This is a genomic window from Bacillus sp. JJ1764 (genome assembly GCF_036962145.1).
GTDB lineage: Bacteria > Bacillota > Bacilli > Bacillales > Cytobacillaceae > Neobacillus.
Genome location: NZ_JBALNY010000143.1, coordinates 4,195 through 10,637, shown reverse-complemented (window position 1 = coordinate 10,637; position 6,443 = coordinate 4,195). Strand labels below are relative to the sequence as shown.

Sequence of the window (6,443 nt, the reverse complement as noted above, 5' to 3'; positions counted from 1 at the left end):
GAATCATGAGAAAAGCATTGTACTGTAAAGAAAAACATTGGGATTTGAACATGTACGCAATTTTAAAAGAAGAATATTGTCAAAACCATGAGTCCCAAAAACGAAAGCAGAGTTGACTGTAACATGAAAAAATTATTTGTTTTTTTTATATGTATATTGGCTTTTATGTATTTGTCATATAAAGATCAATTACCCACAACGGAACAAATTAGAACTTTACTAAATCTTAATAATTCCCAGACAGAATTGCCTACACAGCAACAACCACAGCAAACAGACACAACTCAAGCGGTCGAGACTGCCGCTCCTAATGAAAAGTATTCACCAACGACTATACAAACCTATCAGGTAGTAGTTGAGGGAGGAAAGCTCATTGTTACAGGAACTCCAACCCCTTATGGTAAATTTCATGAAGCAAAAGGGATCATTCTGGATATAGACGAATCACGGGCGAATAAGAAAACTTCGTTAAAAATCCCTTTTTCCAAAGGTAAAATACAGTACGAATACCCCCTTGCTTATAATGTAGGGGATGTGATAATCAATCTGGACGAATATTATCAAGACAAACCGGATGATCCCAATAAGGTCCTGGGCTATGCGGTTTATCATTTAAATGATGGAGATCCCAATATACAGCCGAGTTTTATGGTTCAAAGTGATGACCCCAGTTTGATGACGCTTGCGAAAAATGTAACAAGTGGTAAGCAAACGGACATAGATAAATCAAGGGCTATTTTTGAGTGGGTTACCAAACATATCTCCTATAATGCACCACTTGCTAATTCTGACAAGCCACCTTTATATTCAGCTTTGGAGACCTATCAATCGCGTATTGTTTTATGCTCCGGTTATGCTGATCTAAGTGCAGCGCTCCATCGTGCTGTTGGCATTGAAGCGAAAGTGGTATATGGTGAGAATCACGCTTGGAATGAAGTAAAACTCAATGGAGGGTGGCATACAGAGGATCCAACTTATGGAGCTGGGTATATTAACGCCAATACGATGAAATTTGTTCACCACTACCAGCCTGAATATTTTTCAAAAACTGATAAACATAAAGAAGGAGAATATCCTTGGTAAATCCCGCATTGTTATTTGCGGGTTTTTATTTTTGCCATTTTTGAATCGTATTGGAATTTTTCTGTAATTTTGGAGGAATTAAAGAGAAATTGTCGAATTAAAAGGTAACTGACATATAATAAGAGGGTAACAAATATGAAAAAATGGGGACAGTTAACGCTTGTATTACTATCCGTTTCATTTACCGGATATCAAACACTTACGGGTGAAGATTCTTTTTTTACGATAGATTTTTTTATGTTTACAACGATTGCCTGGTTTGTTGGATGGCAATATGATCGGGCCAGATTTTTTGAAAAAAAAGCACGTCTGAGTGAAGAAAGCTATAAACGACTGTTGGACACTTTACCAGAAGCTGTGTTTATACATCGAGAGAATAAAATTATTTATGCCAACATGGCTACTGTAAAGCAGCTTGGCAGGAGTTCCATTGAGGAATTAATAGGAGAATCCATTTTGGATCATTTGGATAAGGCATACAAGGAGCGTTATTTAGAGAGAATGAAGCAAGTGAAAAAAGAACAGCTCCCATTATGTGCAATTGAATATAAAGTAAAACGATGGGATGGTTCTAAATTTGTTTTTGAAACATCCTCCATCAAGATTCTGTTTGGGGGAGAAGAAGCGGTTTTGACAGTTGGTAAAGATATTACCGAAAAAAAGGAAGAAACGGAGAGACTGCTGCAAAAATCAGAGAAATTAGCTCTTCTTGGTCAGATGGCTGCTGGGATTGCCCATGAAATCAGAAATCCACTTACATCCATTAAAGGTTTTATTCAATTATTTAAGCATAATCAATTAAAGAAAGAATATTACGATATCGTGTTAACCGAATTGGATCGAATCAATACTATTGTAGGTGAATTCCTCGTTTTAGCTAAACCGTCAGCTGTAGTATTTGTTGAAATGAATATTAAGAATGTAATTTTAGATGTTGTTACATTAATCAACACTCAATCAATTTTAAATAATGTCCAGATCTTTGCAGAATTTGATCAACAATTACCAAACGTTTGCTGTGAAGAAAACCAATTGAAGCAGGTTTTTTTAAATCTTTTAAAAAATGCCATTGAAGCGATGCCTAAGGGTGGAGATATCCATATAAAGGTCCAGGAGAAAGAGGAAGGCAGCATTTTGATTCAAATTATTGACCAAGGTGTTGGAATTCCTCAGGATCGGATTTCTACCCTCGGAGAACCATTCTATACAACAAAGGAAAAAGGAACGGGGCTCGGACTGATGACTTGCTTTAAAATCGTTGAAAGTCATCATGGTGAATTAAACATTAATAGTGTAGAAAATGTCGGTACTACCATCGAAGTAATTCTACCAACCGTCACGCAGCCATATTTGAAAAAAGAGGTATATTATTGCTAAATGAGCGCCAACTTTGTTGGTGTTTTTTTATTCTAATATAATTCTGTAATCGAAATAAATAGATTACTATAGTTATGTTATTTGTTATAATAATATGGTGTTTTGTCTTTGGTGTAAAAAAAAGGCAATTTAGAACTTACATCTAGGAGGAACTTATGGGGAAAAATAGATATGTATTTTGGGGTCTGGTCATAACGACCCTCATTTCGGCGCTAGATGCAAATATCATGCAAACGGCGAGTCCGACAATCGTGAAGCAGCTTGGAAAAATGGAACTTTTCGCATGGATCTTTGCAGTCTATATGCTAGCCAGTACGGTAACGGTACCGCTATACGGAAAACTTGCTGATATGTATGGCCGAAAAAAGTTGTTAATGATTGCTGTTGGGCTATTTACTTTTGGTTCAATTCTTTGTGGTATGGCTAATTCAATGGTCATGCTGATTATATACCGCGGGGTCCAAGGTCTTGGGGCAGGAGGTATGATTCCGCTTTCTATGATTATTGTTGGGGATTTATTTACCATCGAGAAACGTGGAAAGATCCAAGCTGTTTTTAGTTCGATTTGGGCTCTTTCTTCTATTATCGGACCTGTAATGGGGTCGTTTTTTGTGGAGACCTTAACGTGGAGATGGATCTTTTTTATTAATATTCCAATCGGTATCGCCACATTGCTATGTTTACTGCCTTATAAAGAACAGATGGAATTTAAGAAGACATATATTGATTTTAAAGGCTTCTTTCTGTTCGGGTTCTCCATTACGCTTTTATTGCTAGCAACCAATGTTAGCAATCCGTTATGGTATGTGATTGCAGGCTGTGTGGGATTCATCCTTTTTGCAATTGTTGAAAAGAAGGAAACTCAGCCGTTTTTACCCGTTTCATTGTTTAAAAATAAAGGAATTCTGATGACCAATTTGTTTATGCTAGTATACTGCTTGTCATTTTTCGGTACATCGAATTTTATTCCGTTATATTTACAGCAGGGTAAACACATGAGCATTTATCAAAGCGGTTTGATTCTGTTAAGTACGGCTGTTGGCTGGATGTTTGGAAGTACCCCTGCAGGGAAATGGATTATTCGTTACGGTTATAAAAAATTATTTATCATCGGGAGTTTTATAACGGTGATTTCAGGATTTGGACTATATTTGTTTATAAAAGATATATCGTATATGAATTTATTTATCATTTTGACGATTCAGGGAGTTGCATTTGGCCTATTATTTGCGGTAGGAACCATTGCTTCTCAAGAATTTGCTGAATCAAACATTAAAGGAATATCTACATCACTGCAAATGTTTCTACGGAATATCGGAACTTCAGTTGGTGTCACTGTCATGGGAGTCATTATCAACCATACAGCCAACATTACAAATGGTATCCAAAACGTATTTCTATACGCACTTATCCTAAGCATCATCACCGTCTTCCTAAGTTTTCTAATCCCAGCAAAAACGAGGGAAACATCGCAAGCATAAGACGAAAAGGTGACAGCCACCTGGTTTACCAGCTACTGTCACCTTTTTCTATTGTTTACTAATTTCTAAGTATTTCTTTGAATTCTTTCCCTTTTTGAACATAGTGTTCACTGGACATTTGTAGCATTTGCAAGTCTTTTTCGCTGAGTTGGCGAACTACTTTACCCGGTGAGCCGAGTACGAGGGAGCGGGGGGGAATTTTGATACCACCGGCAAGAAGTGTATTGGCACCAATGATGCATTCCTCTCCCACTTCTACTTGATCTAATAGTGTGGACCCCATTCCAATGATTGATTTCTTACCGACTTTACAGCCATGCAATATAACATTATGACCGATGGTGACATCGTCCTCAATGGTAACAGGGAACCCTTCATACAAATGAATCGTCGAATTATCCTGGATGCTGCATCGCTCTCCAACGACAATTGGACCATCGTCGGCTCGAATAACAGCGTTAAACCATACCGTTGAACCTTTCCCAATTTGAACATCACCAATTAAATAAGCCCCCGGGGCAACAAACACTGACTCATCAAGCTTAGGCGACTTACCGTTGTATGGAATTAACAAGCGGTCTCACTCCTTTTTTGTAATTTCAGAATTATCTAATTACCATTAGATTATAGCATCTAATTCTGACAGGCACCAATTAGAAATGAAAGCGCTTTATTAATTGTCTAAATATAAAAAATAGTCAAAATATATTGACAAGATTTTTTTTCGGTGGTAACCTTATTAAAAATTAAAGTTGAATCAATGATGAGAAGAGTAGGATTTGAGCTTGTCTCAAGAGAGTCGGCGGGTGGTGAAAGCCGATGACAGGGCATTTCTGAAGATCACCTCGGAGATGTGTGGCTGAACATGTAAGTAAGCTGCGCCGGGAATTCCGCCGTTACAATGGAAACGTACTACAAACGTACGATTATCGAGAGCCGCTACATGTATTCAAAAGATCATGCTGCGGAAGTAGGGTGGTAACGCGAGCCAACTCGTCCCTATACCTATAGGGGCGGGTTTTTTATTGTTTATAAATAGATTGGGAGTTGTTTAGATTGAACCAAACGGTAAGTAAAACCCAGGGAGGAAATGTAATCATGAGTCAACAGGTAGAAAAGGAAGCTTTGAATGTAGAGGATATCATTATTGCCAGTCATACCATTAAAGACGTGATTTCACCGACTCCATTACAATACAACCATTTGTTATCAGAACGATATGGCTGTCATGTCTACTTAAAGCGCGAGGATATGCAAAGTGTACGATCATTCAAAATCCGCGGCGCTTATAATCGTATTAAACAACTAAGTGAAGAAGAAATGAGAAACGGAATTATTTGTGCAAGTGCGGGAAACCATGCCCAAGGTGTAGCTTATTCTTGTCACCTTTTAAAAATCAATGGAAAAATCTTTATGCCAAGCACAACGCCAAAACAAAAAGTAAATCAGGTGAAGTTTTGGGGAAAAGAGAGTGTAGAAATTGTGTTGGTGGGAGACACGTTTGATGATGCCTATTATAAAGCTATGGAATGTAGTAAGAAGGAAAAGCGGACCTTTATCCATCCGTTTGATGACTTCGACGTGATTGCAGGACAGGGAACAGTTGGAGTGGAACTTCTCAACGATTGCCATGAAAAAATTGATTACCTTTTCGCTGCAATTGGCGGAGGTGGACTTCTGGCTGGTGTTGGAACCTATCTTAAACATTTTTCCCCTCACACTAAGTTAATTGGGGTAGAGCCTGCAGGAGCTCCTGGGATGAAGGAATCCATTTTAAAAGGAGAGGTTGTTTCATTAGAAAAAATCGATCCATTTGTAGATGGGGCAGCCGTTAAAACGGTTGGGTCCAAAACATTCAATATTGTAAAAGATATTGTTGATGATATTGTTGTTATACCAGAAGGTAAAGTGTGTACGACCCTTTTGTCCCTATATAACGAAAATGCCATTGTTGTCGAGCCAACAGGTGCTCTCTCAGTCGCCGCCTTGGATACATATACTGACCAAATCAAGGGCAAAACGGTTGTCTGCGTAGTTAGTGGAGGCAATAATGATATTGGCCGCATGCAGGAAATTAAAGAGCGTTCTAAGCTATATGAGGGTCTGCAGCACTATTTCATTGTTCAATTTCCTCAGCGTCCCGGTGCATTAAGAGAATTCTTATTCGATGTTCTTGGGCCAAATGATGACATCAGCCACTTTGAATATACGAAAAAGAACAACCGAGAAACAGGTCCAGCTTTAGTTGGGATTGAACTAAAGGATAAAGATGACTACTTCCCATTGGTTGAACGGATTAAAACAAAAGGATTTGTCTACCGTGAAGTGAACAAAGACAGCACCTTGTTCCAAATGTTGGTATAATATCTACAAAGGGCCTTCCCTATTAGAGGGCCCTTTTTTTGAATTATTACCCATTCTTAAAAATTTTTAAAGCTTAGGGGTTTTATCTGGCAGTTTAATTAGGTTATAATATTTGCTGTGAAAATATATTTATTTTTT

Annotated in this window: 5 protein-coding genes and 1 other annotated feature; of the genes, 4 read left to right on the top strand and 1 reads right to left on the bottom strand. The window is 38.0% G+C overall.

Annotated elements, in window-relative coordinates; all coding sequences use genetic code 11:
* The first annotated feature begins 123 nt into the window (after positions 1–123).
* The 3 genes from V7083_RS18645 (at position 124) to V7083_RS18635 (ending at position 3,941) form a co-directional block, all read left to right on the top strand.
* Positions 124–1,083 (top strand): transglutaminase domain-containing protein, encoded by a 960-nt coding sequence (locus tag V7083_RS18645; protein WP_335480720.1) that lies wholly within the window; start codon positions 124–126, stop codon positions 1,081–1,083.
* A gap of 135 nt (positions 1,084–1,218) precedes the next feature.
* On the top strand, positions 1,219–2,460 hold the full coding sequence (locus V7083_RS18640) for an ATP-binding protein (RefSeq protein WP_335480718.1): 1,242 nt from the start codon (positions 1,219–1,221) through the stop codon (positions 2,458–2,460).
* 155 nt (positions 2,461–2,615) lie between these two features.
* Positions 2,616–3,941 (top strand): MDR family MFS transporter, encoded by a 1,326-nt coding sequence (locus V7083_RS18635; protein WP_335480716.1) that lies wholly within the window; start codon positions 2,616–2,618, stop codon positions 3,939–3,941.
* Positions 3,942–3,999: 58 nt separating this feature from the next.
* Here the strand turns inward: V7083_RS18635 and V7083_RS18630 are convergent, their stop codons facing one another.
* Positions 4,000–4,515, bottom strand: coding sequence for a gamma carbonic anhydrase family protein (locus V7083_RS18630; RefSeq protein ID WP_335480714.1), 516 nt, complete (start codon positions 4,513–4,515; stop codon positions 4,000–4,002).
* A gap of 177 nt (positions 4,516–4,692) precedes the next feature.
* Positions 4,693–4,945 (top strand) — a binding site (T-box leader).
* Between the two features lie 94 nt (positions 4,946–5,039).
* Between V7083_RS18630 and ilvA the strand changes: the two genes are divergently transcribed.
* Positions 5,040–6,305 carry a threonine ammonia-lyase IlvA gene (gene ilvA / locus V7083_RS18625; RefSeq protein ID WP_335480712.1) on the top strand — a complete coding sequence of 422 codons (1,266 nt, stop codon included), beginning with the start codon at positions 5,040–5,042 and terminating at the stop codon, positions 6,303–6,305.
* Positions 6,306–6,443 lie beyond the last annotated feature (138 nt).

Bases quoted from the DNA above. Each gene is read 5' to 3' on its own strand.
- ilvA (WP_335480712.1), top strand. From the start codon at position 5,040: ATGAGTCAACAGGTAGAAAAGGAAGCTTTGAATGTAGAGGATATCATT.
- V7083_RS18645 (WP_335480720.1), top strand. From the start codon at position 124: ATGAAAAAATTATTTGTTTTTTTTATATGTATATTGGCTTTTATGTAT.
- V7083_RS18640 (WP_335480718.1), top strand. From the start codon at position 1,219: ATGAAAAAATGGGGACAGTTAACGCTTGTATTACTATCCGTTTCATTT.
- V7083_RS18635 (WP_335480716.1), top strand. From the start codon at position 2,616: ATGGGGAAAAATAGATATGTATTTTGGGGTCTGGTCATAACGACCCTC.